This is a genomic window from Ruegeria sp. C12, assembly GCF_056537745.1.
This window is the reverse complement of record NZ_JBQFSA010000002.1, coordinates 217,977-242,859: the sequence shown is the minus strand read 5'-3', so window position 1 is coordinate 242,859 and position 24,883 is coordinate 217,977. Positions and strand designations below refer to the sequence as shown.

At 60.0% G+C, this 24,883-nt stretch carries 22 protein-coding genes and 1 tRNA gene; 12 read left to right on the top strand and 11 right to left on the bottom strand.

Annotation, left to right across the window (positions count from 1 at the left end):
• Positions 1-35: 35 nt before the first annotated feature.
• From ACR0C9_RS06385 to ACR0C9_RS06375, 3 genes are read right to left on the bottom strand one after another with little or no spacing between them, the layout of a single operon-like run.
• Positions 36-1,076, bottom strand: a complete 1,041-nt coding sequence (locus ACR0C9_RS06385) for a lipocalin-like domain-containing protein (RefSeq protein WP_480780619.1) — start codon at positions 1,074-1,076, stop codon at positions 36-38.
• Complete coding sequence (locus tag ACR0C9_RS06380) at positions 1,066-3,480, bottom strand: FtsX-like permease family protein (protein WP_480780618.1); 2,415 nt, start codon at positions 3,478-3,480, stop codon at positions 1,066-1,068. The genes ACR0C9_RS06385 and ACR0C9_RS06380 overlap by 11 nt, the downstream gene beginning before the upstream one ends.
• Positions 3,477-4,124: an ABC transporter ATP-binding protein gene (locus tag ACR0C9_RS06375; protein ID WP_480780617.1), complete on the bottom strand. Its 648-nt coding sequence runs from the start codon at positions 4,122-4,124 to the stop codon at positions 3,477-3,479. Before ACR0C9_RS06375 ends, ACR0C9_RS06380 begins: the two co-directional genes overlap by 4 nt.
• Positions 4,125-4,299: 175 nt before the next feature.
• On the opposite strand from ACR0C9_RS06375, the gene ACR0C9_RS06370 reads away from it, so the two are divergent.
• Complete coding sequence (locus ACR0C9_RS06370; RefSeq protein WP_170621838.1) at positions 4,300-4,734, top strand: potassium channel family protein; 435 nt, start codon at positions 4,300-4,302, stop codon at positions 4,732-4,734.
• Here ACR0C9_RS06370 and cls read toward each other — a convergent pair.
• From cls to ACR0C9_RS06355, 3 genes are all read right to left on the bottom strand, one after another.
• On the bottom strand, positions 4,731-6,143 hold the full coding sequence (gene cls, locus ACR0C9_RS06365; protein WP_480780616.1) for a cardiolipin synthase: 1,413 nt from the start codon (positions 6,141-6,143) through the stop codon (positions 4,731-4,733). The genes ACR0C9_RS06370 and cls overlap by 4 nt on opposite strands.
• Positions 6,144-6,167: 24 nt before the next feature.
• Positions 6,168-7,142 (bottom strand): HAD family hydrolase, encoded by a 975-nt coding sequence (locus tag ACR0C9_RS06360; protein ID WP_480780615.1) that lies wholly within the window; start codon positions 7,140-7,142, stop codon positions 6,168-6,170.
• A 66-nt stretch (positions 7,143-7,208) separates the two neighbouring features.
• Positions 7,209-8,819: an arylsulfatase gene (locus ACR0C9_RS06355; RefSeq protein WP_170450554.1), complete on the bottom strand. Its 1,611-nt coding sequence runs from the start codon at positions 8,817-8,819 to the stop codon at positions 7,209-7,211.
• 224 nt (positions 8,820-9,043) lie between these two features.
• Here ACR0C9_RS06355 and ACR0C9_RS06350 point away from each other — a divergent pair, with 224 nt between their 5' ends.
• Complete coding sequence (locus ACR0C9_RS06350; RefSeq protein ID WP_480581070.1) at positions 9,044-9,694, top strand: Crp/Fnr family transcriptional regulator; 651 nt, start codon at positions 9,044-9,046, stop codon at positions 9,692-9,694.
• A gap of 2 nt (positions 9,695-9,696) precedes the next feature.
• Here the strand turns inward: ACR0C9_RS06350 and ACR0C9_RS06345 are convergent, their stop codons facing one another.
• Positions 9,697-10,767 (bottom strand): AI-2E family transporter, encoded by a 1,071-nt coding sequence (locus ACR0C9_RS06345; protein ID WP_170621836.1) that lies wholly within the window; start codon positions 10,765-10,767, stop codon positions 9,697-9,699.
• 162 nt (positions 10,768-10,929) lie between these two features.
• On the opposite strand from ACR0C9_RS06345, the gene ACR0C9_RS06340 reads away from it, so the two are divergent.
• The 3 genes from ACR0C9_RS06340 to ACR0C9_RS06330 all read left to right on the top strand — a co-directional run bounded on the left by ACR0C9_RS06340 (position 10,930) and on the right by ACR0C9_RS06330 (position 13,979).
• The gene (locus tag ACR0C9_RS06340) at positions 10,930-11,790 is read left to right on the top strand and encodes a YihY/virulence factor BrkB family protein (RefSeq protein ID WP_480780614.1); all 861 of its coding nucleotides are present in this window, start codon (positions 10,930-10,932) and stop codon (positions 11,788-11,790) included.
• A complete protein-coding gene (locus ACR0C9_RS06335) occupies positions 11,787-13,688 on the top strand; it encodes a cytochrome c3 family protein (protein WP_480780613.1) in 1,902 nt (633 codons plus the stop codon). Before ACR0C9_RS06340 ends, ACR0C9_RS06335 begins: the two co-directional genes overlap by 4 nt.
• A gap of 102 nt (positions 13,689-13,790) precedes the next feature.
• Positions 13,791-13,979 (top strand): hypothetical protein, encoded by a 189-nt coding sequence (locus ACR0C9_RS06330; protein ID WP_170450564.1) that lies wholly within the window; start codon positions 13,791-13,793, stop codon positions 13,977-13,979.
• 2 nt (positions 13,980-13,981) lie between these two features.
• On the opposite strand, the gene ACR0C9_RS06325 is transcribed toward ACR0C9_RS06330, so the two are convergent.
• On the bottom strand, positions 13,982-14,698 hold the full coding sequence (locus tag ACR0C9_RS06325; protein WP_170450566.1) for an RlmE family RNA methyltransferase: 717 nt from the start codon (positions 14,696-14,698) through the stop codon (positions 13,982-13,984).
• Positions 14,698-15,810, bottom strand: coding sequence for a Ppx/GppA phosphatase family protein (locus ACR0C9_RS06320; RefSeq protein WP_170518736.1), 1,113 nt, complete (start codon positions 15,808-15,810; stop codon positions 14,698-14,700). The genes ACR0C9_RS06325 and ACR0C9_RS06320 overlap by 1 nt, the downstream gene beginning before the upstream one ends.
• Before the next feature lie 181 nt (positions 15,811-15,991).
• Between ACR0C9_RS06320 and ACR0C9_RS06315 the strand changes: the two genes are divergently transcribed.
• From ACR0C9_RS06315 to ACR0C9_RS06300, 4 genes are all read left to right on the top strand, one after another.
• Entirely contained in the window at positions 15,992-17,878 is a 1,887-nt protein-coding gene (locus ACR0C9_RS06315) for a PhoX family protein (RefSeq protein ID WP_480780612.1), read from the top strand.
• A gap of 246 nt (positions 17,879-18,124) precedes the next feature.
• Entirely contained in the window at positions 18,125-18,421 is a 297-nt protein-coding gene (locus ACR0C9_RS06310; RefSeq protein WP_170373668.1) for a virulence factor, read from the top strand.
• 26 nt (positions 18,422-18,447) lie between these two features.
• Positions 18,448-19,374: a methylenetetrahydrofolate reductase gene (locus ACR0C9_RS06305; RefSeq protein ID WP_170450572.1), complete on the top strand. Its 927-nt coding sequence runs from the start codon at positions 18,448-18,450 to the stop codon at positions 19,372-19,374.
• Positions 19,375-19,383: 9 nt separating this feature from the next.
• Positions 19,384-20,445, top strand: a complete 1,062-nt coding sequence (locus ACR0C9_RS06300) for a methyltetrahydrofolate cobalamin methyltransferase (RefSeq protein WP_480581082.1) — start codon at positions 19,384-19,386, stop codon at positions 20,443-20,445.
• A gap of 53 nt (positions 20,446-20,498) precedes the next feature.
• Here ACR0C9_RS06300 and ACR0C9_RS06295 read toward each other — a convergent pair whose 3' ends face one another.
• A complete protein-coding gene (locus tag ACR0C9_RS06295) occupies positions 20,499-21,035 on the bottom strand; it encodes a winged helix-turn-helix transcriptional regulator (RefSeq protein WP_480780611.1) in 537 nt (178 codons plus the stop codon).
• A 40-nt stretch (positions 21,036-21,075) separates the two neighbouring features.
• On the opposite strand from ACR0C9_RS06295, the gene ACR0C9_RS06290 reads away from it, so the two are divergent.
• The 3 genes from ACR0C9_RS06290 to ACR0C9_RS06280 all read left to right on the top strand — a co-directional run bounded on the left by ACR0C9_RS06290 (position 21,076) and on the right by ACR0C9_RS06280 (position 22,556).
• Positions 21,076-21,453: a VOC family protein gene (locus ACR0C9_RS06290; RefSeq protein ID WP_480780610.1), complete on the top strand. Its 378-nt coding sequence runs from the start codon at positions 21,076-21,078 to the stop codon at positions 21,451-21,453.
• Positions 21,454-21,584: 131 nt separating this feature from the next.
• Positions 21,585-22,412 carry a polyphosphate kinase gene (locus ACR0C9_RS06285; protein ID WP_170450580.1) on the top strand — a complete coding sequence of 276 codons (828 nt, stop codon included), beginning with the start codon at positions 21,585-21,587 and terminating at the stop codon, positions 22,410-22,412.
• A 70-nt stretch (positions 22,413-22,482) separates the two neighbouring features.
• A tRNA-Gly gene (locus ACR0C9_RS06280) sits at positions 22,483-22,556 on the top strand.
• A 103-nt stretch (positions 22,557-22,659) separates the two neighbouring features.
• On the opposite strand, the gene ACR0C9_RS06275 is transcribed toward ACR0C9_RS06280, so the two are convergent.
• Complete coding sequence (locus tag ACR0C9_RS06275) at positions 22,660-24,708, bottom strand: ASKHA domain-containing protein (RefSeq protein ID WP_170621829.1); 2,049 nt, start codon at positions 24,706-24,708, stop codon at positions 22,660-22,662.
• Between the last annotated feature and the right edge of the window lie 175 nt (positions 24,709-24,883).

The window sequence follows — 24,883 nt, the reverse complement described above, 5'->3', positions numbered from 1 at the left end:
AGGGTATTCCTGTCTCAGAATTAAGGTCGCACGCTTTAATACCCGGTCATCTCAAGGTAGCCGCGCCCTGCGTGGCTGCCTGAGACCGTGACAGGGCCTTCCCAATATTCAAATCGCGTCGTCATCCAGGCGTCAGGGATCAGGGCCGAAACCTCGACGTTTATGTCGCGGTCAGGCAGGGTGACGTTCCATCGAATTGGCACATCCCGACCCGCAACGCGTGCGGTTTCAAGTGGTGTGAACTGGGCCGATCCATCAGGCAGTGTCTGGCTGCTGCCATCCGCATTGATCCACGTGGCCGCCGTGAAATCACCCCGTGCTCCGCGCAGGCGAAACGCCATCAGCTTGTCACCATCATCGAAGCTGAGCGAGAACCAGTCCCACCCGCTTTGATCCTCGGCCAAGGGCTGCGACGACCACTCGCGATCCAGCCAGGCCTGACCGGCGACGGCAATGTCCCGGTCCGGCAGATGCAGGGTGCCTTCGACGGCGTAGAACGGTTGGGAGTAGTAATAGCTCGCCTGACCGTCTGCGGATTTCACGGAATATCCGCCGTCTCCGTGAAAGACCAACGGACCTTGGGCGTTCAGGGACAGGGTATAGCCGAAATCCGCTCCATTCGCGGTCAGCGACAGTGAGTCGAAATCCGGCCCGCTCATGCGCCATTCGTCGATCCATGCGGCAAAGGGTTGGGCGGTTACTCCGGCCTGACCGATGCCGCCGCGCGACAGGCGTTCCGCGAAGTAATGGCGTTCGGGCGTGGTGACGGCTGCGTGACCCATCCAGATCTGCGGGCTTTGCCAGCCGTCGGTGTCAAAGGGTTTCAGGGCGGATCGGAACAGTGTCCACTGGATGCCATAGTCGCGCCCGTCTTTCCCTTTCAGGTTGGCCGTCAGGTACCACCATTCGATGCGATAGCTGGGATGCGCGCCGTGATCTTTGGGAAAGACGAACTGAACGTCTGGCTGTGGCACGTCGAACCCGTCTGCCGAGCCACCCAGACCCGCATAGCCCTGCGCCAACGCGGAAACCGGCAGGCAGAAGAGGAGGGCCAGGATTAAGTCTCTAACGTTCATTTGCAAAAACCCTCAGTAAGCTTGCCGGTGGCAGGCGTAACAGTCGCAGTGCGGGCAGGGCGGCCGCGATCAAGGCGGCCAGCAGCGTCAGCGCGAATAAATACAGCCAATCCCATGGGAACAGGTACATCGGCAGGCGCCATCCAAAGGCCTGGACATTAATGACAGCAAGCAGGACCCAGGCCAGAACCAGCCCCAGCGGCAGCGCAAGACAGGCCGTCAACGCCGCCAGAAGAACACTGCGCAACAGCTCGAATTTCGCCAATTGTGTGCGGTTCAGACCCAAGGCCCAAACCGGCGCGATCTGAGGCAGGCGCTGGGTCCACAAGGTCAGAAGGCTGGTCAAAATGGCGAACCCGGCGACCCCAAGTGTAAGGATGTTGAGTGCGGAGGTCACGACAAAGGTCTTCTCAAAAATCGCCCGCGACTGCGCCTTCATCGCGGCCTGCTGCACCACGTTTCGGGGCGGCAGATCGAAACGCGCGCGTAGCGATTGCGCCATCTCGGTCGCCGCGCCCGCATCCATACGTATCCCAAAGCGCCTTGCCTCTGTCCCCGGCGCGATCTGATCCAGTTTGGTCATGGACACAATCGCCTGACCGGTGGGGTTGCCATAGTCGGAATAGACGCCCGCGATCGGCAATTGATGGTCCGGCGCGATCGTCAAAACATCCCCCGGCCACAACTGCGCGCGGCGGGCCAGTTGCTCGTTGATCAAAATGGCCTCACCCGCCATCACCCTGTTCCAATCGCCATCGGATCGGGCAATCAATGGCCAGCTATTCCGGTAGACCGGATCGTCTACGACCCCATACAAGAACAAAGGCCCGGTGGTGTGAGGCAGTTCGACACTGCGGATCGGCAGGATCGCATTGACCTGAGGGGCCAGCCATTCGGCCATCTCGCTGGCTTGCTGGTCGTCCTTGGCGGTTACATAAATTTCGGCGGTCAGGCGTTGATCGAGCCATCCGATGAAGGTTAGCCGGAAGCTGGAGACCATGGTGCCAACGCCGATATTTGCAGCCAGCGCCAGCAGCAGGGCCATCAGTGCCAGAGAAAGCCCCGGCAATTGCGCCCGCATATCGGCCCAGATCCATTGCGATACAGGGCCGCGCGCTTGTTTAGCACCTACCGATAGGGCGAAGGACAGAAGCAGTGGCAGCAACAGGGCGGCCCCGGTCAACAATCCGGCGAGCAAGACAAACCCGGCAAGCAGGCCACCGAGGCTGGTATAGAAAAGAGTACCGCCGACAATCAGACACACACCGATGATCCCAGGCAATCGGTGTGTCTGCCCCGAGCCGCTCCAGGCCTGCACGCCGGGCCCTTCAAGCAGTGGCATCCGGGCCAAGCGCCACAACGCATGACCGCTGGCCCCCAAGGTGCCCAGCAGCGCCATGGCCAGTCCCGCAAGCGCCCATTCGGGTTGCAGGGTCAACTGTCCCGTCACAGGTGCGCCGTATAGCCCGCGCAATGTTGCGGCCACGTCGGGCAGCAGTGCGCCCGCCAGAAAGAAACCCAGGATCAGTCCCAGTGCGCCGCCGATACAGGCCAGCAGGGTCAACTCGGCCAGGATCAGCCAGACCAGCCGCCGCATCGAAACACCCAGGGCGCGCAACGTTCGGATCATCCCGCGCCGTTGGGCAAAAGCCAGCCCGACCGTGCCATTGACGATGAAGAGGCCAACGGCGAAGGACAGCAGTCCAAAGGCTGTCAGGTTCAGGTGGAAGCTGTCGGTCAGTTGCGCGGTATCGACCTGCGAATCCGGGCTGATCTGTTGCAGTTCCGGTGCGACATCCGACAGTGGCAACCGCCCGCGCGGCTGGTTTGGCAGAACGACAAGGCGCGAGATCGTACCGGGTTGACCCAGCAGAGTCTCGGCCACGCCAATGTCGGTCAGAATGACATCCGGGGGCAGGGACCGGGACAGCAGAATGGGCGGCAGATCGCTCACCGGTTCCAGAACAGGTGCAAGATCGGGATGCACTATGAGACGCCCAGGAGCGGTCAATATATCCGCTGGGTTGGGTGGGTCGGCGCCCTGTTCGGTCTCGGTCACGGCGGGCAGGGCCGGGTAGGCCACCATATCCACGCCCATCAGGCGTATTGTCCGCCCCCCGACACGGAAAGTACCCTCGAGCACAGCTGCAACCTGCCAACCGGCCTGACGCAGTTGGGCATAACGCGCAACGGGGATGGGACCTGTGGGATCGCGCAGTTCATCGAACTGACCAAGTGCCAGTTGTGCGTTTGCGCGGGCATAGCTGGCGCGCGCTTCGGCATTGATCGCCTGCACCGCAGACCACAGACCGGTGGCCAAGGCGATCCCGATCAGCAATGTCGCAAGTTGCAGCCAGTGCGCGCGCCAATGGGACAGCAACGCTTGTATGACCGGTCGCGTCATTGGATCCGGCCACCGGCCAGATGCACGCGCCGTTCTAGCCGCGCAGCAATTTCGGCGGAATGGGTGACCAGCAGCAGCGCCGCGCCTGTATCCGCGACAAGCGACAGCATCAGGTCCAACACAGTGGCGCTGGCGGTTTCATCCAGATTGCCCGTGGGTTCATCTGCCAGCAACAGTTTCGGGCGCGCGCCCATGGCGCGGCCGATGGCGACCCGTTGTTGTTGCCCGCCGGACAGGTTCTCGGGGAAGCGATCCAGAAGATCGGACAATCCCAACCTGTCCGCCAGATGGGCGCTCCAGTTGGGATCATAGCACCCGGCCAGTCGGGCGTGGAACGAGAGGTTCTGCGCAACCGTCAGCGACGGGATCAGGTTAAACTGCTGAAACACCAACGAAACATGCCGGCGGCGCAGGTCGGCCCGTCCAGCATCATCCAGCGAGGACAGGCGCGCTCCGTTCAGCGTGATCTCGCCTCCGTCGAACCGATCCAAAGCGGCTGCGAGGTTCAGCAGCGTGGATTTGCCGCTGCCGCTTTCTCCGGTCAGCGCCAGAGTCTGCCCCTGATCCAGTTCCAGCGACACGTCGCGCAGCACCGGCCGCCCGCCGGGATAGGATTTCTGCACCTTGTCTATTGTCAACAGCATCGACCGACCCACTTTTCCCAGCAGGATGTGCAACAGTTTTGACCTATGTCCAGTGCAGACCGACCCCCGGTGCGTTTCGCCGCAGGGGCAAAATCCGCCAACCGGGCTTGTGCCAAGGCGCGGCACGGGCCATTCTGGCTGACAGAGTCATTACTGCAATTCAGGGTGAAAAAACATGAGCTTGCTGCACCAGATTGTATGGGGCAGTGCCTTTCTGGGGCTCTGCTTTGTGGTCGAGATCTTTTTGCTGACCTGGTGCACTATCGTCATCATGAGGATGGAGCCGAAATGGTCCAAAAGCGGGCTTTTTCTGGCGACTGCTGCACCGATTGCAGTGGCTTTGGTGTTCATTGTTCTGACACACACCATTCAGGTCTGGATCTGGGCGGTTGTTTGGGTCCTGCTTGAGGTGCTGCCCGACTGGAACACGGCCCTTTATTTCTCGTTGGTCACATTCACCACGCTGGGCTATGGCGACATCGTTTTGGGCGAGGCGTTGCGAATTTTCGGCTCGTTCGCGTCAGTCGCGGGGCTTTTGGCCTTTGGCCTGTCCACCGCCTATATGGTGGCCCTGATGACCCGCGTGTTTCAGGAACGGTTCTTTTCCTAAAGGATGGGCGCAAACAGCCTGGCCAGCGGCGCGCCGAACCGGATATGGGCCGGTTGTTGTTGCAAAGACCGGGTGAGTTCATAGCAGTTCTCGAAATCCGCCAGCAGCATCCGTTCAATGGCTTGCGTTGCCCTTTGGTCGAAGAACAGGGCCATCGCCTCAAAATTCAGGCGGAAGGAACGGTTGTCCAGATTTGTTGTTCCAACCGCGGCCAGCGTGTCATCAACGACAAACACCTTCTGGTGCATGAACCCATCGGTATAACGAAACACCCGCGCGCCGCAGTCGCGAACCTCATCGAAATAGGCAAAGGCAGCGAGCCAGGGCAGGCGGTGATCGATCATGTCTGGCACGAGGATTCGCACATCGACGCCGCGCATGGCCGCGTGTTGCAGGGCGGTCATGATGTCGATATCGGGCACGAAATAAGGCGAGGCGATCCACAGCCGTTCCTTCGCCTCGGCGATGGCGGAAAAGAACAGCATCGCCCCGGTTTCGGTATCGTCGCCGGGCCCGGTTGCGACCAGCAGGGCGTTCATATCCTGCTCGGACTCGGTTCCGGCCCAATCCACTTCGTCGATCAGGTCTTCGTCGCGGGCCCAGTGCCAATCCTCGGTAAAGATCAGTTGCAGCTGGCGGACGATGTGCCCGGTCATCTTGATATGCGTATCGCGCCAATGGCCAAAATGCTTGCTTTGGCCAAGATACTCGACCCCGACATTATGCCCGCCGATAAAGCCGATCTCGCCGTCGATCACTACGGTTTTGCGGTGATTGCGGTAGTTGAGTTGGAACCGGAAATTCGGCCCGCGCTGATCCTTGGGATTGGCTACGTCGATCCCGGCAGTCTGCATGGTCTCAAGATACTCGGTCGGCAGCCCGTAACTGCCCACAGCATCGGTCATGAACCGGACATGCACGCCGCGTTTCGCGGCAGCGATCAGCTTTTGCTGCAGTTTCAGACCCAGATCATCGGCGCGTACAATATAGAACTGGATTAGGATGTAGTTTTTGGCCGCATCGATGGCGTCAAAGATCGCATCAAACGTGGCTTCCCCGTCGATCAGCAACTCGGCCCCGTTGCCGCGCGACACCGGGAGGTGGGCCAGAAACTCGAAGGGGCGGGGGTTGATCGACATTGTGGACGGGTCGGGCTTGGAATAATCCGCAAAGCTTTTGATGCCTTCGACCACACGCTCGCTTTCCTGTCGTGCGATGCGATAGCCGCGAAACCGGTGGTGGCCCAGAAACAGGTACATGGGCACGGCAAAGAACGGGGCCGAGACCAGAAAGACCACCCAACCCACCGCACCTTGCGGGGTTCGGGCGGTCTGCGCGGCGCGAACGGAAAACACGACCGCCGTTACGTACAGGGCAAAAACGGCGGTCGAAACAAGCAATGTCCACATAAGGTTCCAGGATCCGGGTGGTTTTTAGTTCGCCCCAGTGTAGACGCGAGACCAGTCCTGCGCCATATCCACGATCACCCATCCCATATCTGGGCCTTTGTCCAACCCATCGACCAGCTTGCCAATTGGGCTTTCGCGGTCATAAGCCCATTCGCGGTCTGCATCCGTGTGATGAATCAGGACACCCAATCTGGGCCCTTCGCCTGCGGTAACCCACTCCATCATCGCGAAATCCCCGTCCGAGTTTCCACCCGCAAGGATCGGTCGCTTGCCGATGGTGCGTTCGATATTGATCGGCTTTCCTTCCTTGTCATCAATGAATGCGATGCCCGGCGTCTTGATCACGGTTGGCACCCCATCGACATGGTCGAAACTGGTGTTGCCATAGGTGCCCAGCACCTGATGAGGGGGAATGCCATAGGCATCCTCGGCAAAGACCCGCATGAAATGGATGCCGCCGCCCGAGACGATATAGGTGGTGAACCCTTCGTCACGCAGATAGCGCAGCAGCTCGACCATCGGCTGATAGGTCATCTGATCGTAAGGCAAGTCAGTATCCGGGTGGCGCGCCGTTTCCAGCCATTGGGCCACAGCGGTCTGAAACTCGGCAACGCTGGTGCCGGAATGCGAGGCATTGACGACCTCGATCAGCGCGTCATGCCCGCCTTGCAGGATCGTGGCCAGATCGCCTTCGGCTGCGGCTTTCAGGGCGGGCGTTGTCAGGATCGACGGATCCTGTTCGGCCATGTCCGCAAGGCGATCCATGGCAAAAATGAACTGAAAATAGACGGGCTGTTCGGCCCAAAGGGTGCCGTCATTGTCGAACACGGCAATTCGGTCGGATGGGGTAACATAGTCGGGGCCATCCGGATCGGTCACGCCCTGGACAAAGTCGATAATCCGGGTGCGGGCATCGGTATCCTGCCAGCTTGGCAGCGGGTCAGCCTGTGCCATCAGGGGCAGGACAAGTGCGGACACAACAGCGGTTAATCGCAGCATGAGAATTACTCCGGTCAATAAAGGAAGGGCCGCCATCATCGGCGGCCCCCTGAGTGGCAGGCGAGCTTAGTTGCCTGTCGGTGTGCTGAGCTTTTCCATCACCTGATCCAGGCTGAAGCTGGCGGCTTTCTGGCGTGGCGGGAATTCCTGGAAGGTGCTCAGGAAGTTGCCCACATATTGCTGCGCCGGCACCAGGAAATACGCCCGGTCGAGGATCCAGTCGTAATAGGTGTTCGACGTGCGATAGCCACGCTCGTACGGGTCGCGGCGCAGGTTGACAATGATCGGCACGCGCAGTTCGGTGAACGGCTCCATCCACGCACGGAAGGTTGCCCATGCTTTCTGCTCAAGGAAGATCAGTTTCCAGTCGTCAAAGCGCAACGCCGACAGATCGCCATCGTCGGTGAAATAGAATATCTCGCGACGGGGGCTTTCTGTGGTCTCACCAGTCAGCAGGGGCAGGATGTTGTAGCCATCCAGATGCACTTTGTAGTCGCGACCCATCGCGGGCGAGGAATAACCTGCTTTCAGCTTGTCCTTGATCTCGGGGTCACCGGCAACGGCCAGATAGGTCGGCAGCCAGTCCATGTGATGCACGATTTCGTTGTTGACCGAACCAGCCTCAATCTGTCCGGGCCAGCGCACCATCGAAGGCACGCGCCAGCCGCCTTCCCAGTTGGTGTTCTTCTCGCCCCAGAACGGGGTCGAGGCGGCGTCGGGCCAGGTATTGTAGTGGGGTCCGTTGTCGGTCGAGTAATGCACGATGGTGTTGTCGGCGATGCCCAGTTCGTCCAACAGGTCAAGCAACTGGCCAACATGCATGTCATGTTCGATCATGCCAGCGGTGTATTCGTCCGCCGGACCGCCAAAGATCTCATTGGCCTGCTGCCGCATCTCGTCTTTCACATGGGTGCGGAAGTGCATCCGCGTCCCGTTCCACCAGACATAGAACGGCGTCCCGTTGGCGTTGGCTTCGCGAATGAACTCAACAGCGGCTTCCAGCGTTTCCTCGTCCACCGTCTCCATCCGTTTGCGGGTCAGGGGACCTGTGTCCTGAATCTCGCCCCCGGCGGAGGAGCGGATTACGCCGCGCGGACCATAGGCTTCGCGGAAGGTGCGTCCGTCAGGCAGGATCGCGTCACCGGGATAGTCTTCGTGTTCGGGTTCTTCTTCGGCGTTCAGGTGGTAGAGATTGCCGAAAAACTCATCAAATCCGTGGTTTGTGGGCAGATGTTCATCCCGGTCACCCAGATGGTTCTTGCCGAACTGACCGGTGACATAGCCATGGTCTTTCAAAAGGCCGGCAATGGTAGGATCTTCGACCTGCATGCCTTCTTTCGCGCCGGGCAGACCAACCTTGGACAGGCCGGTGCGGAAAACCGATTGCCCCATGATGTATGACGACCGCCCGGCGGTGCAGGACTGCTCGCCATAGTAATCCGTAAAGATCATCCCTTCCTTGGCGACACGGTCGATATTGGGTGTGCGATACCCCATCAGGCCCATCGTATAGGCCGAGATATTGGATTGACCGATATCGTCACCCCAGATGACCAGAATGTTTGGCTTTTGATCCTGCGCCCAGGCGGGCAGGGCCAAAAGCACCGAAAGCGCACCGACGGCTGCGCGGCGTATCCCAGTACGCCAGTGTTCCACCAATTGAATAGAAGGTCGCATGTCTTGCTCCTGAATTTGCGGGCAGAACCGCCCGAGAGAATTTTTTGTGCTTTAACGTCGAGAGCCGGATCGACTACTCTGCGGATAGCTGTAAACGTCCTGTTCAAGCCCAGCTTGCGCAGGAATCGCTTGGCACCAAATTAGGCCAACAGCATGGGCCAAAACTTATCACATGATGATTTTCAAATATACCGATGTTAAAAAACAAACCTGATCTCAAGCCGTTGCAAGATTCAAATTGGCTGCAAACCCGGTCTGCCGGGTTCCGAACGGCGTTGATGGCCTGCGCCGTACACCGCAGGTATGAGGCCGGAGAAGCGCTGTATAACCACGGTGATCCGGCAGACGGCATTCATGGCGTGCTGGATGGTGGTGTCAGGCTGACCACCCCTGCGGATGACGGGCAGGAGTACGTTCTGCATCAGGAAGGGCGTGGGTTCTGGGTCGGTGATCTGGCGCTGTTTGCCAACGCGCACCGGCTGGTTGGGGTGGTCGCGACAAAGCACACCGAGGCCTTGTTTTTTCCGTCGGCCATGCTGGACAGGATGGTGCAGCAAAACCCGGAATACCTGCGCGATTTCTATGTGTTGTCACATGAAAACATGCAAAAAGCCCTGCGGATCATTGCCAACCTTGGCGTAACGGGTACGGAAAAGCGTCTGATCCTGCGGTTGCTGCATCTGGAGGAGGTTGCCGCAGACGCCGACGGCTGGCTACAGGTTTCGCAAGAGGAACTGGCCGCGATGATCGCCGTATCCCCGCCGACGCTGCACCGGACGCTGCAACGGCTGATCAAACAGGGCCTGATTGCTGGCGGCTATGGGCGCCTCAAGCTACAGGACCGCCCGGCTCTGATCGCGCTTTGCCAAAGCTGAGGTCAGGGCTGATCATCCCCTAGTCGCCCGTCCAGCGACATCAGGATGGCCACCGGGCGCAAGGCGGGGATGTGGCTGAATACGATCAGGATGCAAACGGTTAACGGCACGCTCAGGAACGCTCCGATAAGGCCCCAGACGGTGGTCCAGAACATCAGGGCCAGAACGACCAGAAACGTGGACATGTTCAGCGACCGGCCCAGCATCGCCGGATCTACGAAATTGCCGATCAGGAACTGGATGGTGCCGCAGCCCAGAACCACCACCAGAAACGGGCCGATGCTTTCGAATTGCACAAGCGCGATCATGGCCGGGAAGACCACGGCAATAATCGACCCTATTGAAGGGATGAAGTTCAGCGCAAAGGTCAGAACCGCCCAAGTCTCGGCATACTCCAGTCCGAGGATGCGGAAGACGGTGTAACTGATGCCCGCCGTGATCAGGCTGATCAGGGTTTTAACCCCGACATAGCGCTGCAGGCTGAATGAAATTGCATCCAGCATCGCTGAAAACTCTTTGCCGGTTTCGGGGTTGCCTGCGGCCAGTTGGATTTTCTTGCGAAAGGCCAGTCGTTCGGCCATCAGGAACGCGACATAAAGGCTGATCAGAAAGAACTGATTCAGCAGCGAGGTCGCGCTGCCCAGCAACAGCCGCGCCAGATAAGACATGTCGATACTGACCAGATTGTCGCGAATGAAGGTCGTGACATCACTGCCCACCAGCCCCGCCACGCGGTTCACCGCATCATCGAACTGGGTCTCATACGTGTTGATGCTGCGGGCGAACTGTGTCGCCTGACTGCCCAGAATATACATGATCATGAACAAACCGGCCAAAACCACAGTTACTCCGGCAATATTGGCCAGCCAGACGGGGGCTCGGGTCACCGCAATGACCCGGTCGCTGAGCGCGATGATCAGAACATTGATCAACAGGGCCATCGTCAACGGAATCAGAAAAGCGGATCCGGCATACAGCCCCAAAACAACCAGAGCTGCGATGATACAGCTGTCGCGTACCACGGACAGGCTGGGGCGATAGCGATCTTTCGGGCTGTTTGGATCAAGGGTCATTCACAAACCTGAACTATGATAGGGCGGGCGCATGCAAAGCGGGTCGGGTTGTCCTGATCCTGCACAGCCGGGTAAGTTTATGCAATGCAGTCAGTTATTTATATATCGGGATTTACGACTTCCCGGGTTCTACCGGGGCTGCGGGCGGGCTAGGGTTTCAGAATGTCGCAACCATCGATTCTACTATCCGGCCGTCTGATCAAAGCGCTGTTTCTGGCGTTTCGGCGGTTCAGCGAGAAAAACGGCTTTGTCATGAGCAGCCATGTCGCCATGTCTATGATGATGGCGCTGTTTCCATTTGTGCTGTTCACCGTGGCGCTGGCAGGGACGTTGTCGCAAGGCTATGTGACGGACGAGTTGATCGACCTGATTTTCGGCGCCTGGCCGCAGGATGTGGCTGGCCCGATTGTGTCCGAATTGCGGGCGGTGCTTCAGGGGTCAAGCTCGGGCGTGATCACGATCGGCGGTTTGCTGGCGGTCTATTTTGCCTCGAACGGGGTGGCGGCGGTACGGGCTGCGATGAATCAGGCCTATCACGACCATGACAGCTGGCCCTTCTGGAAGACGCGGCTGCTGTGTATCGTTCTGGTCATTCTGGGTGGGGCCGCCATTCTGATCGTCGCCGCGGTCGAGGTCGTGCTGCCCGTCTACACAACGCTGGTGTCCGAGCATACGGATGTGGATGTCTCGACCTGGCTTTCGGTGGACCGGCTGCGCTGGACCTTTACCGTGGCCGTGCCCGTGGCGACCATTCTGCTGGCGCATCTTGTTCTGCCGACGCGGCGCCACCGGGTGATGCAGATCCTTCCGGGTGTGGTGCTGACCCTGCTGCTGTTGGGCGGCGGCGGCTGGGCCTTTTCGATCTATATCGCCCAATTCGCCAGCTACAGCGCAACCTATGCTGGTCTGGCCGGGGCCATGGCCGCGCTGATCTTCCTGTACCTTTGCGCGGCGATCCTGATCCTGGGCGCGGAATATAACGGCGCGTTGATGGATCTGCATAGCGAGGATAACGGCGCATGAAGTGGCTCGTCTTTGCGGTTTCCGTGTTGATACCCGGGATCGCCTACGCTCAGACCCCATCATATGTCGGATCCGAGCAATGCGCCGATTGTCATACCGAGGAAACAGTCGCCTGGGCCCAATCCCATCACGCTTTGGCCTGGACCGGGGTTGAAGACGGGGCGCTGGTCGCGGATTTTGACGACACGGTGTTCGAACATGACGGCATGTCGGTCCGTTTTGGCTATCGTGGTGCGACGCCTTATGCGGATGTGACCGAAAAAGATGGCGTAACGAACAGCTATGACGTGCATTCCGTCGTCGGGGTCGAGCCTTTACAGCAATATCTGTTCGAAACCGAACCCGGACGACTGCAGAGCTTTGATGTGGTCTGGAACACCGAAAACAAGCGTTGGTTCCACCTCTATCCCGATCAGGACCTGCCGCCGGATGACGGGCTGCATTGGACCGGGCCGTACAAGAATTGGAACGCACGCTGCGCCGAATGCCACGCGACGGGGTTCGAAAAGAACTATGACGTTCAAAGCCGAGCCTATCAGTCCCGTCAGGTCGAAATCGGTGTGGGGTGCGAGGCCTGCCATGGTCCGGGCTCGGCGCATATCGACTGGGTTGGCGGGAAGTCGGTTGCAGAAGGATTAAGCGACACTGGCTTTCTGATGTCATGGGGCAGGGGCCAGACCGAGGCGGAAATCCAGCAATGCGCCGGGTGCCATTCCCGGCGCGAGGCGCATGAGCAAGGCAACCCTCTGCCCGGCACGCCTTATCACGATGCCTATAATCTGGCCCTGCTGCGGCCCGGAACCTATCACCCGGACGGGCAGATACTGGACGAGGTTTATGTCTACGGCTCGTTCCTGCAATCGAAGATGTATGCGCAGGGCGTTGGCTGTATGAACTGCCACGAACCCCATAGCGCCGAGTTGCGGGCCGATGGCAATGGCGTTTGCACGCAATGCCATTCCCCGGCGGGCAACCCCGATTTTCCGACTTTGGCTCGCAAGGAATACGACACGCCTGCGCATCACCACCACCCCAAGGACAGCGTGGGTGCGCAATGCAAAACCTGTCATATGATCGAACGTGTCTATATGGGCGTCGATGGTCGCCGCGATCACAGTTTCCGCGTGCCGCGCCCGGATTTGGGGCTTGGACAGGACGCCTGCACCGATTGCCATGTGGACAGGGATCAGCCATGGGCAATCGCCCGGATTGAAGAATGGTTTCCGAATTCATCGCATCGCGGCCCGCATTTCGGGTCGGCCTTTGCCCCGGCGATGGCGGGGCAGGCAGACAGCCCCGAAGGGTTGCTGGCCATTGCTCTCGACCCCGCACAGCCGGGCATCGTCCGGGCCACGGCAGCTTATCTTTTGCAACCGTTTGGCTCTGCAGACGTGGCAGAGGCGACAGTTGCGCTGCTGGCGGATGCCGACCCGCTAATACGGGCCAATGCGGTCGCCTTGCAGCGACAGGCATCCCTCGTCGATCAGGTGCAGCGGCTTGAGCCGCTTTTATCTGATCCGTTGCGCAATGTGCGTATATCGGCGGCGAAAGAGTTTCTGAACACTCCGCCCCAAGCCCTGACACCGGATCAGCAGGCCCTGGCCGGGCAGGCGATGTCCGAATGGCAGGGCGCAATTGCCAACCGTCTGGATTTCCCCGAGACCCATATGGTGCTGGGCGGCATGGCCTTGACCTTCCGCAATGCACCTGCCGCCGAACGGGCGTTTCGCGAGGTTGTCACGCTTGATCCGCAACGGGCCGAGGCCTGGCCGATGCTTGTGCAACTGGCGCAGATCAACCGGGGGGCGGATGCAGCACGTGAGGTAGTGAAAGAAGGCCTAGGGCGCATACCGGATGACCCAAACCTGCAAGAATTGTCCAGACAAATCGGGCCATAACATTGGCATCTGCCTGCCCGTATCGCGCCATTTTCCAGGCAAATTCTGACGTTAACCCTTAGATCGAGGGTGTCGGGCTAAGGCGTAGTCAAAGGTGACAATATGTCAGAGCATTCAAAGAAACTGCCCATTCCACGGGGGAAATGGGTCTCGCTTGACCAGCGGATCGCGCAGTTGCGCGAGCAAAAGCCGGTTGATCTGAACCACGGAGAGGGCCTGATGCTGCAAGGCATCGCAACCGCATCGCTGAGAGAGCAGCGTTTGCCCGGCCAGATCTCGCTGGAAGATTAAGTTCAGCCGCGAAACCCGGTTGCCACCACGAATTTTTCGGAACTGTCTGAACGCGATGCGGGCGGTTTGACGTTGGCAACCTTGTCGAATTTCTGCTTCAACAGCTTCTGCAAATCGCCCTCGGCCCCTCCGGCCAGAACCTTGGCAACAAACGTGCCGCCTTCTTCCAGAACGTCAAAGGCGAAATAAGCCGCCGTTTCGCACAGCGCCATGATCCGCAGATGGTCAGTCTGTTTATGGCCCGACGAGGCGGCGGCCATGTCCGACATCACCACATCGGCCTTGCCGCCCAACCAGTCTTTGACCTTTTGATCGGCGTCATCTTCCATGAAATCCAGCACATGCGCTGTGGCTCCGGCCACCGGTTCAACCTCTTGCAGGTCAACGCCCAGAACCGTTCCGATCCGCTTGCCACTTTTCTCGCCCAGCGCGTTCACCCTTTTGACGGCCACTTGCAGCCAGCCGCCGGGCGCGCAGCCCAGATCAACCACACGGGCACCGGGTACCAGGAAGCGGAATTTCTCGTCCAGTTCCAATATCTTGAACGCCGCGCGCCCGCGATAGCCCTCGGCCTGCGCGCGTTTCACATAGGGGTCATTCAACTGCCGCTCGAGCCAGCGGGTCGAGCTGAGCTTGCGCCCGCGCGCAGTCTTCACCTTGACCTTCAGGTCGCGTTGCCCACGGCCTGAAGTGTTTTTGCCACTCGGTGTCTTCGCCATCAGAACGGTCCGTCTTCCAATACACCGTCCGCACTCATCTGCGCATAAAGCAGACCCTCGCGCAGCCCCCGGTCCGCCACGGAAAGGCGGTCGGTGGGCCAGCATCTAAGCAGCGCCTGCAAAATGGCCGAGCCGGACATGATCAGGGCCTGCCGGTCATCCCCGATCCGGGGGTCGCGGCGGCGCCCGTGAGGGCCGAGTTCTAAATACCCGCGTATGACTTTGTCAATCTGATCGCTGGTCATGCGCAGACCGTCCACCTTGGTCCGGTCATAACGTTTCAGCCCCAGATGGGACGCCGCAACTGTGGTCACAGTGCCGCTGGTGCCGACGATCTGAAACCCGGCGCGGGCCTGTTCGTCCTTGTAGGGGGCGAAATCGGCCAGATTTTCTTCGAAAAACCAACTCATCAGGGCGAAACGGGCCGAGTCATCCTCGACATCGTTGAACTGATCGCGCAGCGTGGCGACGCCCAAGGGAACGCTGATCCAATCCACCACCTTGGCGGCGGGAAACGGGCTGTCGGCAGTGTGGAACCCATTGTGGAGGCGCATGATTGCCGCCGGACGGTCGCGGCGCGGAACCGAGGAAATGTCGATCCAAACCAACTCGGTCGAGCCTCCGCCTATGTCGACGACCAGTAATTGCTCGGTCTTGGTCGAAACCAGCGGCGCGCAGGAAATGACAGCCAGACGCGCCTCTTCCTCGGGCTGGATGATCTCAAGCGTCAGGCCGGTTTCGCGCTTCACCTGACGGATGAAATCGCGCGAATTCTTGGCGCGGCGGCACGCTTCGGTGGCGACCAAACGCATGCGTTTGACCTTGTTGCGTTTCAGCTTTTGCTGACAGATGCGCAGCGCCTGAACGGTGCGCGACATCGAGGCCCGGGACAGCCGCCCGGTCCGTTCCAGACCCGCGCCCAACTGCACGGATTTGGAGAAACTGTCGACCACATGGAACCCGCTACCCTTGGGTTGGGCTATCAACATGCGGCAGCTATTTGTCCCCAGATCCAGCGCGGCATACAGCGCATCTGGATCGGGTCTTGCCGGCGCGGGGCTTTCGACCGCCTTCGGGAACGCGCCCGCACCTTTGGGACGCTTGGGCGCCATTCGTCACGCCCTCCGATTTTCGAGTTAATTTGACCCTAGGCGGGGGATCGCCGACGCGCAAGTGATTTCAATTTTGAATTTAACGTGGGTGTCACACAGCGTTCATACTGGAATGCGATCCCCGCGCGGGATCCCCGATACGGGATTCTCTACCAGCTTTCAGCCAGATACGGAGATTGCCATGAAAGACGAACGCACCCTGTCCTTTGATGAATACGATGAGGTCGTAAACCCACGTCCCGAAGAATGTGAATTTGATCGCGTGGTCGAACGCGCCTTGTCGCGTCGCGGATTCCTGGGCGGCGTTCTGGCCATGGGCAGCTTCGCCGCCGTTGGTGGCGCGCTTATTCCTTCTGGCGCGCGCGCAGCGGCGGACCGGTTCTCGTTCGAGGCGATCCCTGTATCCACCGCAGACGACGTGATCGTACCGCCGGGCTACAAGGCCGAGGTCATGGTCCGTTGGGGCGACCCGCTGTGGTCTGATGCGCCCGAATTCGATCACGCGACCCGTGGGACGGCTGCCAGTCAGGAGCGCGCCTTTGGCGACAATACCGATGGTCAGGACGTGTTCTATCACGACGGGCACGTGTTGCTGGTGGTAAACAACGAATACACCAACCGCGACATTCTGTGGGGCAACAACCCCGATGCCAAAGCAGCCTCGGACGACGACGTCGCCAAGGGCATGATGGCCCACGGCGTGACCGTGGTTGAGATCGCCAACACCGACGGTACATGGGGCATCGTCAAGGACAGCCCGTATAACCGCCGCATCACGCCGCAGACCGATATGACGATCACCGGCCCCGCAGCTGCTCATGATTTGATGAAAACCGCTGCTGATCCGACCGGGACCACGTCGAAAGGCACCTGGAACAACTGCGGCAACGGTATGACCCCGTGGGGCACGTACCTGGCCTGCGAAGAGAACTTCAACGGCTACTTCTCGGCAGAAGACGAAAACCACGAGGTCAGCGCTGAGTTGAAGCGCTATGGCGTCTCGGCCAGCGACTGGGGCTATGGCTGGGCCAAGATCGACGACCGTTTTGATGTGTCGAAAAACCCAAACGAGCCGAACCGCGCCGGTTATGTGGTTGAGATCGACCCGACCGATCCCAACTCGACCCCGCGCAAACTGACCGCCCTGGGCCGATTCAAGCATGAAAACGCCGAAGCGGTCGTTAACAATGATGGTCGTGTTGTCGTGTATATGGGCGATGATGAACGCGGCGAGTTCCTGTATCGCTTTGTCTCGGACGGCGTCTATGCCGCTGGCGTGGACACCAACGCCCTGCTGAAAAACGGAACCCTGTCGGTCGCCAAGTTCAATGACGACGGCACCGGTGAGTGGCTGGATCTGACGCCCGAGACAACGGGTCTGGCCTCGCAAGCCGAGATCAGCATCCACACCCGTCAGGCAGGCTCCGCCGTTGGCGCGACCACCATGGACCGCCCGGAATGGGTTGCTGCCAACCCGAACGTGGCCGAGGTGTATTGCTGTCTGACCAACAACAAGAACCGGGGCGTCAAACCGAATGCCGGGGGTGACGACACCTCGGTCAACGGTCCCAACCCGCGCGAGGCCAACAATTACGGCCAGATCGTGCGGTGGCGCCCGGACGGTGGCGATCACACTGCCTCGGGCTTTGCTTGGGATCTATATGTTCTGGCGGGTAACCCCAATGTGCATCAGGATGCCTATGGTGGCTCGGACAACGTCAACGCCGACAATATGTTTAACTCGCCCGATGGTCTGAAATTCGACAGCAACGGCCTGCTGTGGATCCAAACCGACGGCAACTATGGCAACGAAGGCGATTTCGAAGGGCAGGGCAACAACCAGATGCTGGCAGGTGACCCGGTCACCGGTGAAATCCGCCGCTTCCTGGTTGGTCCGAACGAATGCGAAATCACCGGCCTCAGCTGGTCTCCGGATCGCCGCACCATGTTCGTGGGCATCCAGCACCCGGGCGAGGACGGCAACAGCCACTGGCCCGAAGGGGGCGATGCAGTGCCGCGTTCGGCGATCATCGCGGTGACTCGCGAAGATGGCGGGCTGGTGGGTTAACCCCTCTGGACCCTTAAAAACATGCCCCGGACGCGGTTTCCCGTCCGGGGCTTTTTGGTTTTATGAAGCGGTTTCATAGTGAATTGAGGATTATGATATGCGCAATTGCAGGGGCACTGTGTAAAAGCCCGGTACACCACCCTGGGCAAAAACGTCGTTTGGAAAGCGTTGGGTGTCGAAAATCGACTGACCCGAGCCCAGATTGAAGTTTAGAACCGCCCCATCGGGTTAGGAGGAATCACAGCAATGCCTGACGTCACCATCGTTTACTGGCGCGACATTCCCGCTCAGGTCATCGTCGGCAAGGGCCGTCGTGGGGCCAAGCGGCAGTTGGAAGAACGGTTCGAGCAAGCCATCGACCGGGCTGCCATGAAGGTGAACGCCAAGGACAGTGATGCCTATCTGGCCGAATGGCGCAAGGCCGAGCCTTTCGCGGTTGAGGGCGACCCGTCCGAGATTGCCGAGGCGCAGGCCGTGCGTCTGGAAACGGAATACGATCAGGACCGCATCAAAGCGCTGATCGCCAATGACGGTTGGGCATGAGCCCGAGACAGCTATGGGAGGCCGCAATGGCTTTGCTGAACTTCAAGAAACGTGATGCGGTCGAAAACGGGCCGGTGAATCCGACCGTCGAAGCCTTCTTGCAGGGCTATTCGATCGAGGTGATGCCCCGCACCGCCGAAAAGGTCGAAGATTTCCGCGCGCTGCTGCCCGAAGGCACGCGCGTCTACATCGCCCATATCGAGGGCACGCCCATCGAAGACATGGTGAAGACCGCCAAGCGTATCGCCGCTGAAGGCTACCCGGTCATGCCGCATTTCCCGGCGCGTATCATCAAGGACGCGGCGACGCTGGAGAACTGGATCTCCATGTATCAGGGCGAAGCGGGCGTCGAGCAGGCGCTGCTGCTGGCTGGTGGCGTTGCCAATCCGCATGGTGATTTTGACAGCTCGATGCAGTTGCTGGAATCCGGTCTGTTCGACAAGGCGGGTTTCAAGCGCCTGCATGTTGCCGGTCACCCGGAGGGCAACAAGGACATCGACCCGGACGGCTCGACCAAGAATGTCGACGATGCGCTGCGCTGGAAACAGAAGTTCAGCGAAACCACCGACGCGGAAATGGCTCTGGCCACTCAGTTTGCGTTTGACGCCAAGCCGATCATCGCATGGGCCGACAGCCTGAAAGAGGCGGGGATCGACATCCCGGTCCATATCGGTATCGCAGGCCCGGCCAAGCTGCAGACGCTGATCAAGTTTGCCATCGCCTGCGGTGTTGGCCCCTCGCTGAAGGTTCTGCAGAAACGCGCCATGGACGTGTCCAAGCTGCTGCTGCCCTATGAGCCGACCGATGTGATCACCGAACTGGCCAACCACAAAGCGGCCAACCCGGATTTCAACATCACCAACGTCCACTTCTTCCCGCTGGGCGGCATCAAGACCAATGCCAACTGGGCGATCAATAACGGCGGCGCTTCGGCAAAGCCTGCAAACTCCTAAGGAACGGATATGACCCGTACAGTCGTAGAATCAAAAACAAAAACTGCCGTTCTGGGCTTTGACGAACCGTTCTGCGTGATCGGCGAGCGGATCAACCCCACAGGCCGCAAGAAACTGGCGGCCGAACTGGAAGCGGGCGACTTTTCGACCGTGGAAAAAGACGCTCTGGCACAGGTTGCGGCAGGCGCGACCGTGTTGGATATCAACGCGGGCGTTGTCTACAACTCGAACCCCAACCCGAACGAGACCGAGCCGCCGCTGATGACCAAGATCGTCGAGCTGGTGCAGGGGCTGGTTGACGTGCCGCTGTGCATCGACTCGTCGGTTCCGGGTGCTTTGGAAGCCGGTCTTGAAGCGGCTGAAGGCCGCCCGCTGCTGAACTCGGTCACCGGCGAAGAAGAACGTCTGGAACTGGTTCTGCCGCTGGTCAAAAAGTACAATGTGCCGGTTGTGGCGATCTCGAACGACGATACTGGCATCTCGGAAGACCCTGATGTGCGCTTTGACGTCGCCAAAAAGATCGTTGAGCGTGCAGCCGATTTCGGCATTCCCGCACATGACATCGTGGTTGACCCGCTGGTCATGCCAATCGGCGCAATGGCAACAGCCGGTCAGCAGGTGTTCGCTCTGGTCCGTCGTCTGCGTGAGGAACTGGGTGTGAACACCACCTGTGGTGCGTCCAACATCTCATTCGGTCTGCCGAACCGTCACGGTATCAACAACGCCTTCCTGCCGATGGCTATGGGTGCTGGCATGACCTCGGCGATCATGAACCCGGTGGCTCTGCCGGTGACACAGAAGAAGATCGCCGAGAAGAAAGAGGCCGTTGCCGCCGCTGGCATCATCCTGCCCGAAGGCATGGATGATGAGACCTTCGTGCAGATGTTCGGTCTGGGTTCCACCCTGCCGCGCGCCGGTAAGGAAATGGAAGCCATCCGCGCCGCCAACCTGCTGACCAACAATGACCCGCATGGCGGCGAGTGGATCCGGTTCAACAAAGCGCCCGAAGCGCCCGGCGCTGAGGGCGAAGGCCGCGGACGCCGTGGTGGTGGCCGCCGCCGCCGCGCCTGATCCAAAGGCTATCGCAAATTTCAGAGGCCGGGCATTTGCCCGGCCTTTTTTCGTCAATGCCGAAGCCCGATGGCCCGGTTGATCTCGCCCCCGGTGTTCACTGCGCAATAGGTGGGGAAGGGTGCCCGAGCGGATAGATCGATATCCCGCTGGATCCACTCACGCTCTTCCAATTGGTGCAGGGCGGATGACAGGGCGCGATCGGTGACCGAGGCCAGCGTTGTTTTCATGGTCGAAAAGCGCTGCGGGGTTTCCGTCAACGCCAGTATCGGAACTGACCAACTGCGCCTCAGCAAGGTGAATTCGGTCTCATCAGGAACGGTCGCCACAATTCTGCTTGCGATCTCGGCGGCCTTCACGCCCTCTGCGGTCAATCTGAACTCGGGTCGCAGGGGGTGACCGTGACCCGGGTTTCTTTCCAACAGGCCCAATTGAAAAAGATGATCCAGACTGGCGGCAAAGGACGTCCGGCTTGCACTGGTCGCGGCAAGCAACGGGGCCTGACGGCCCGGAACCCCAGAATGCAGCGCTGCCAGAATGTTCAACGACCACGCCCTAGAGGTCAGCTTGACAAGTGTCGCAATGTCCATAAAGTATAGTTAATATAATTTCAGACATAAGGAAAGCGCAATGGCCCTGATTTCTCTGGACAACACGATTACGCTCGCAATCTCGGTTCGTGATCGTCATGCAAGCGCGGATTGGTATGGCGAAAAGCTTGGCTTCGAATTGATCCACCACATTGACGAAGCCGGGTGGAGCGAAATGCAAACCAAGACCCAAGGCGTGACCCTTGGATTGGGCGAGCAGGCAGAACCAGCGCCGGGCAACACCGTTCCGGTATTCGGCGTGGCCGACATTGCAGCGGCCCGAACTGCGCTGGAAGGGGCCGGAGTGCGGTTCGATGGCGAAACCGAAACCATTGAAGGCATGGTCAGCACCGCAACATTCTACGACCCGGACAACAATGCCCTGATGTTGGCGCAGGATTTGACCACAGCCGGATAAGCACGTGTTTCAGAGGTAAGTCGGGAATACCCTCTGAGTGACCACCACACCTAACAGCCGCGCATTTCCTTGCAATATGGACCTGTTCCGGGAACAGTGACGACGGCGTCGGCACGAAAAAGGTGGTCACTATGTCCAAACATCACCCCCCGAAACTCTCGGACGCGGATCTGACCAGTAAGTTGGGAAAGAAGGACTATTTCGACCAGTTGATCGATCTGCAGGCCAAGCTGGCCATCGTCCAGCAGGCGTTTCTGTTCCATGGCCTGAAAGGCGTGATCGTCTTTGAAGGCTGGGACGCGGCGGGTAAGGGCGGCACGATCCGACGGATCAGCCAGGCGCTGGACCCGCGCAGCTTCAAGGTCTGGCCCATCGGCGCGCCGCGGAATTATTACCTCAACCGCCACTACCTGTTGCGATTCTGGGAGCGTCTGCCGCCTTCGGGCGCAATCTCGGCCTTTGATCGCAGTTGGTACGGGCGTGTTCTGGTCGAACGGATCGAAAAATTGACGCCCGAACATCGCTGGCGCGCGGCTTATGACGAGATCAACGCCTTTGAACGGATGCTGACTGACGATGGCACGCGGATCATCAAGCTGTTCTTCCACATCTCGCAGGATGAGCAGATGGAGCGATTTACCGAACGGCTCACAAACCCGCTTAAACGTTGGAAACTGACCTACGAAGATTTTCGAAACCGCGAAAAATGGGCCGAGACAGAGGTGGCCGTGGACGAGATGCTGGCCCGCACCTCGACCCAGAACGCGCCCTGGCACGTGATACCGGCAAACAACAAAAAATATGCGCGTATCAAGGCAATGCAGGCTATTGTTGATGCATTTTCGAAGGACGTTGACCTGAACCCGCGCCATCTGGACAGCGAAACACTGGATGCCGCGTGCGAGGCGCTTGATGTCGATGAGACGCTGATCGAAAGCCTGCGCGCGCGGACCGAGTGAGTTTTGAGCCGAGCCGGGTGACAATCCCGCTTGAACCCCGGTTCCCGGTGGTGCTATCCACTTCCACGCGGCGGGTATGATGTAATGGTAGCCTGTCAGCTTCCCAAGCTGAACGCGCGGGTTCGATTCCCGCTACCCGCTCCAGAGTTTTCCCCATCGGACCAAAATACTGCCGTTCGCTGGTACACTTGCGCGCGGAGTCGCGACCTTAAATTCGAAGCAGATCGCGACCGTGGTCTTTTTGGGTTTACCCCCGGCGTCGGCGACGGCGGCCACCGCCTGTATCGGCGTCTGCGCCGCCCGTGTTAAAGCTGGGCGCGGGCAGGGTGACGACCTGACCGAGTTCCGGGAACGGGTCTATTTTGTGCGGGATGGCGTTGGCGGCGACGAAATGGTCCTGAAACTTCGGCTCGATGGCGGTTTCGATCTTGGTGATCTCGCGCACGACCCGTTCGATCTCGGCGCGCGATCCGATGTTGCAGAGCGCAATCCGCGCACCGGTGCCAGCCGCGTTGCCCGCGCTTGTGACCTTGTCCAGCGGCGCGTCCGGGATCATACCCAGAACCATTGCGTGTTTGGTCGAGATATGGGCGCCAAACGCGCCCGCCAGAACGACGCGATCCACGCGGTCGACCTCCATCTCGTCCATCAGCAAACGTGCACCGGCATAGAGCGCGGATTTGGCAAGCTGGATGGCGCGAATGTCGCCTTGGGTGACGGTGATGCGCGGGCCGCCCTCGGCGCTGGCGTCGTGGATAAGGTAAGCGTGGGTGCGGCCTTCGGGCACGCAGCGGGGGGTGCCGGTCTGCTCGGCCGACCCGATCAGGCCGCTTTCGTCCAGCAGCCCTGCAATACGCATCTCGGCAACGGCTTCGATGATGCCGGACCCGCAGATGCCGGTGATGCCGGTGGTGCCGATGTCCTTGTCAAAGCCGTCCTCGTCGGACCACTTGTCCGACCCGATGATGCGGAACCGGGGTTCTTTTGTGACAGGATCAATCTCGATCCGTTCGATGGCACCGGGTGCGGCGCGCTGGCCGGAACTGATCTGAGCGCCCTCGAACGCAGGCCCGGTGGGCGAGGAACAGGCCAAAACGCGGCTGGTGTTGCCCAGCAGAATCTCGGCATTGGTGCCCACGTCGACGATCAGCACCAGATCCTCGGATTTGCCCGGCTCTTCCGACAGGGCCACGGCGGCGCAGTCCGCGCCCACATGGCCCGCGATGCAGGGCAGGATGTAGACCTGCGCGCGCGGGTTCATCGCGGTGAGGTCCATCTCTCGCGCGGGCAGGGACATGGATTCCGACGTCGCCAGCGCAAAGGGGGCCTGTCCCAGCTCGACCGGATCGAGGCCCAGCAGCAGGTGGTGCATGACCGGGTTGCAGACAAACACCGTCTCGACAATCAGCGCGGCGTCAATCCCGGCCTCCTCGGCGATCGAGGTGGTCAGGTCGTTGATCGCCTCGCGTACGGCCCTGGTCATCTCGGCATCGCCGCCGGGATTCATCATGGCGTAGGACACACGGCTCATCAGGTCTTCGCCGAACCGGATTTGCGGGTTCATCAGGCCCGAGGACGCCTTGACCTCGCCGGTTTCCAGATCGGTCAGATGCGCGGCGATTGTGGTCGAGCCGAGGTCGATGGCCAGACCATAGAGGCCGTGTTCATGCAGGCCGGGCCAGATCTCGACGATACGGCCCACCGTGTCCTTGTGGCCTTTGTGGACGGCGACCGTGACCTCCCATTTCCCTTTGCGTAGAACCGGTTGCAGCTTGGACATCAGCGACAGATCGGCGGTCACGGCGTCGATGTTCCACTGCTGGCGCAGGGCGCGTTCCAAGCGCTCCAGATCGCCGGTGGGGGAATGCATGTCGGGCTCTTCGACCACCACAAAATACAGGCGCGTCGCCGGGTCCATGGTGATGGCGCGCGCGGCGGCGGCCTTGCGGACGACCTGGCGGTGTACCTGGCTTTCGGGCGGGACGTCGATCACCACATCGCCCTGAACAGATGCCTGACAGCCCAGACGCCGACCGGGTTTCAAGCCGCGCTTGTCGTCGTAGCGCTGCTCAACCGCGTTCCATTCGCTTAGCGCGTCTTCGGATACGGTGACGCCATGCTTGGGAAACTCGCCATAGCTTGGCGTGATCTGGCATTTCGAACAGATACCGCGCCCGCCGCAGACCGAATCCAGATCGACGCCCAACTGGCGCGCTGCGGTCAGAATCGGGGTGCCGACGGGAAAGTGCCCGCGTTTGCCGGATGGGGTGAAGACGACAAGAGGGTCGGTGGTCATGAATGGCCTGCCTTTGTATTCGCGCGTATGCGGCGCAAGATATGAGTTTATGCGCAAAGGGAAAGGCCATTCAGCGGCAGGTTTTGATCAACCAGCGTCGTTTTGGGCGCGGCATTCCCCGACATTTGGCAACAACTTGGGGTCAGGGGCTTTTCCTTAGGGTTGATCCATGCAA